The sequence below is a fragment of the Microbacterium sp. genome (genome assembly GCF_036277215.1).
Classification (GTDB): Bacteria; Actinomycetota; Actinomycetes; order Actinomycetales; family Microbacteriaceae; genus Microbacterium.
Map to the genome: position 1 here is coordinate 1 of NZ_DASUNI010000105.1, position 3,797 is coordinate 3,797.

Genomic DNA, 3,797 nt, shown 5'->3' on the forward strand with positions numbered 1-3,797 from the left:
ATCCTCTGCACAGGTCGCGAGGCTACGCGCGTGCCGCCTCGCTGACCCGTCGAGCGGCGGCCAGCGCCTGCTCGAGGTCGGCCTTCAGGTCATCGATGTTCTCCAGGCCGAGCGACAGGCGCACCAGGCCCGGCGTGACACCGGTGGTGAGCTGCTGCTCGGGCGTGAGCTGCGAGTGCGTCGTCGAGGCGGGGTGGATGACCAGCGAGCGCACGTCGCCGATGTTGGCGAGGTGGCTGAACAGGGTCAGCGAGTTGACGAACTCGCGTCCGGCCTCGACGCCGCCCTTCAGCTCGAAGGACAGCACGGCTCCGACGCCCTTGGGCGCGTACTCGTTCGCCTTCGCGTACCAGGGGGAGGTGGGAAGCCCCGAGTAGTTGACCGACGCGACGTCGGGCTGGTTCTCGAGCCACTCCGCGATCTCCTGCGCGTTCTGCACGTGACGCTCGATGCGCAGCGACAGCGTTTCGATGCCCTGGATGAGCAGCCACGCGCTCTGCGGTGAGATTGCGGCCCCGAGGTCACGCAGCAGTTGCACGCGCGCCTTGATGATGTACGCCAGGCCGTCGCCGACGGCCGCGGTGTAGCTCGCGCCGTGGTAGCTCGGGTCGGGCACGGTCAGGCCGGGGAACTTATCGACGTTCTTGGACCACTCGAACGTTCCGCCGTCGACGATGATGCCGCCGATGACGGTGCCGTGCCCACCGAGGAACTTGGTCGCAGAGTGCACCACGATGTCGGCGCCGAACTCGAAGGGCCTGATCAGATACGGTGTGGCGATCGTGTTGTCGACGATGAGCGGGATGCCGTTCTCGTGCGCGATGTCGGCGACGAGGCGGATGTCGAGGATGTTGATCTTCGGGTTGCCGATCGTCTCGGCGAAGAAGAGCTTGGTGTTGGGGCGCACCGCTGCGCGCCACTCCTCCGCGTCGTCCTGGTTCTCGACGAAGGTGACGTCGATGCCGAGCTTCTTCAGCGTGTACTTGAAGAGGTTGTACGTTCCGCCGTAGATCGAGCTCGACGAGACGATGTGGTCGCCGGCCTCGGCTATGTTGAGCACCGCGATCGTCTCGGCGGCCTGGCCGCTGGCGAGAAGGAGGGCGCCGGTGCCCCCTTCGAGAGCGGCGAGGCGCTCCTCGACGACCGCCTGAGTCGGGTTCTGGATGCGCGTGTAGATGTTGCCGAACTCGGCGAGCGCGAACAGGTTCGCCGCGTGGGTCGCATTGTCGAAGACATAGGAGGTCGTCTGGTAGATGGGCGTGGCGCGAGCCTTGGTCACCGGGTCCGGCTGGGCGCCGGAGTGGATCTGCTTGGTCTCGAAGCGCCAGTTCTCGGGTGCGGACATGTGCGTGCTCCTGCGGGTGTGTCGAGCGGCGGCGGCGGGCGCCGCGACCTGAACCGAGAGTATGGATCCGCCGCCTCTGTCAACAACGAGCGGGAAATGTTACGTAATACCCGGGCCTGTGATCGTGGGTAGCGTGGATGCATGACGGCGCGACGTGCAGTGGTGACAGGGGCCAGTTCAGGGATCGGCCAGGCGGCGGCGCGGGCGCTGCGCGCGAGCGGCTGGGACGTCGTCGGCGTCGCCCGGCGCGCCGACAGGCTGCAGACACTGGAGGCCGAGACGGGTGCCGTGGCGTTCGCGGCCGATCTCACCCGGCAGGAGGACGTCGACGCGCTCGCCGCGTGGCTCGGCGAGACCGGGCCGGTGAACGCCCTGCTGCACATCGCGGGGGGCGCACGCGGCACGGATCACGTCGAGGATGCCAGACCCGCCGATTGGCAGTGGATGTTCGACGTCAACGTGCTGTCCGCGCAGCGGCTGGTCGCGGCGCTCCTGCCGCACCTGCGGGAGGCCGCGGCATCCGCAGGGTACGCCGACACGCTGTTCGTGACCTCGACGGCGGCCTTCACCCCGTATCCCGGCGGGTCCGGCTACAACGCTGCGAAGGCCGCCGAGGGGATGCTGGCGCATGTGCTCCGGCTCGAGCTCAACGGCGAGCCCATCCGTGTCATCGAAGTCGCGCCCGGAATGGTCTACACCGAGGAATTCACGCTGAATCGGCTCGGGGGCGACCGGGATGCCGCGGAGCGGGTCTACGAGGGCGTCGAGGCGCCGCTGACCGCCGCCGATGTCGCCGACGTGATCGCGTACGCCCTCAACGCCCCCGGGCACGTGAACCTCGACCTCATCACGATGCGGCCTGTGGCCCAGTCGGCGCAGCACCTGCTCGCGCGAGGCCCGCTGCGGGTGCGCGGCGGCTCGGATTGACGTGCGGGCCTACGCTGAGATCGACCGACGAACGCGAACGGGGAGGCAGCCGGAATGGGTGACGCGTCGAACGAGCGGGAGCGGCTCTCCTGGGACCAGTTCGGCGAGGCCTCGCGCGAGCTGGCCCGGGCGATCCTCCGGGACGGATTCGCGCCAGAGGTGGTGGTTGCGATCGCCCGCGGCGGACTGCTGCCCGCCGGTGCGATCGCGTATGCGCTCGGCGTGAAGAACTGCGGAGCGCTCAATGTCGAGTTCTATACGGGCATCGGCACCGTCCTGGACGCACCGGAAGTGATCCCGCCCGCGCTGGACATCGCGTACCTGGACGGCCGTCGCGTGCTGCTCGTCGACGACGTCGCCGACAGCGGGCGCACGCTCGCCCTTGCCGTCGCGCTGCTGCGGGAGCGGGGCGCCGATGTGCGGTCGGTCACGGTGTACACCAAGCCGGGGTCGATCGCCACGCCGGACTACTCGTGGCGTGAGACGCCGCTGTGGATCGACTTCCCGTGGTCCTGGCAGGGCACCGTCCTGGACGAGCCGGTCGTCCCGGTCGCGAGTGCGGTGGCCGGCGTCGAGGGCGCTTGAGCTGTGGCGCAGTCGCTTGAACAGCTCGCCGAGGCGGGGCTGATCGACGCGGGGTGGGCGGACGCTCTTCAGCCGGTGGCCCCCGACATCGCCGCGCTGGGTGAACGTCTCCGGGGCGAGGTCGCCGCCGGACGGCGCTACCTGCCCGCCGGCAACCACGTGCTGCGCGCCTTCCAGCGGCCCCTCAACGACGTGAAGATCCTGATCGTCGGCCAGGATCCGTATCCCACGCCCGGTCACCCGATCGGTCTGTCCTTCGCGGTCGACAGTCATGTCCGGCCGCTGCCTCGCAGCCTCGCCAACATCTACCAGGAGCTGCACGCCGACCTCGGCATACCGCCGGCGCCGCACGGGGACCTGTCGGCCTGGAGCGATCAGGGCGTCATGCTGCTGAACAGGGTGCTCACCGTCGCACCCGGGGCCCCGGCATCCCATCGCGGCTGGGGTTGGGAGAAGGTCACCGAGCACGCGATCCGCGAGCTCGTCGCCCGCGGCGGGTCGCTCGTCGCGATCCTGTGGGGGCGGGATGCCGCGAACCTGCGTCCGCTGCTCGGGTCGACCCCCATCATCGAGTCGCCCCACCCCTCGCCGCTCTCTGCGAGCAGAGGATTCTTCGGATCGCGGCCCTTCTCGAAGGCCAACGACCTGCTTGAACGGCAGGGCGTCGCGGCCGTCGATTGGCGCCTTCCTGCCGGAGCGTAGGCTGACGGGATGCTGGAGGAGGAATACGACCGGGACCGCCGCCGGCTGCCTCGTCACCTGCGCAGGCTGCCCGCGCCGGAGCCCGAGTTCGCGTACACGATCCGGCCCGTCGAGGACCGCGACATCCCCGATATCCGCGAGATCTACAACTACTACGTCACGAACTCCGTCGTGACGTTCGACGAGAAGCGCTGGACCGTTGCCCAGTGGCGCGACAAGGTTGAGCACCTGCGCAAGC

5 protein-coding genes are annotated in these 3,797 nt (G+C 69.2%); 4 read left to right on the plus strand and 1 reads right to left on the minus strand.

The window, feature by feature from the left end; translation table 11 throughout:
* Positions 1 to 22: 22 nt before the first annotated feature.
* Entirely contained in the window at positions 23 to 1,345 is a 1,323-nt protein-coding gene (locus VFX99_RS05220; protein WP_329665258.1) for a bifunctional o-acetylhomoserine/o-acetylserine sulfhydrylase, read from the minus strand.
* A gap of 141 nt (positions 1,346 to 1,486) precedes the next feature.
* Here VFX99_RS05220 and VFX99_RS05225 point away from each other — a divergent pair, with 141 nt between their 5' ends.
* The 4 genes from VFX99_RS05225 to VFX99_RS05240 form a co-directional block, all read left to right on the plus strand.
* Positions 1,487 to 2,272 (plus strand): SDR family oxidoreductase, encoded by a 786-nt coding sequence (locus VFX99_RS05225; RefSeq protein WP_329665259.1) that lies wholly within the window; start codon positions 1,487 to 1,489, stop codon positions 2,270 to 2,272.
* A 54-nt stretch (positions 2,273 to 2,326) separates the two neighbouring features.
* Positions 2,327 to 2,857, plus strand: coding sequence for a phosphoribosyltransferase (locus VFX99_RS05230; protein WP_329665260.1), 531 nt, complete (start codon positions 2,327 to 2,329; stop codon positions 2,855 to 2,857).
* Positions 2,858 to 2,860: 3 nt separating this feature from the next.
* Positions 2,861 to 3,559, plus strand: coding sequence for a uracil-DNA glycosylase (locus VFX99_RS05235; protein WP_329665261.1), 699 nt, complete (start codon positions 2,861 to 2,863; stop codon positions 3,557 to 3,559).
* Between the two features lie 9 nt (positions 3,560 to 3,568).
* Positions 3,569 to 3,797, plus strand: a 229-nt coding sequence (locus tag VFX99_RS05240; protein ID WP_414684322.1) for a GNAT family N-acetyltransferase, incomplete at its 3' end; no start/stop codon positions are given.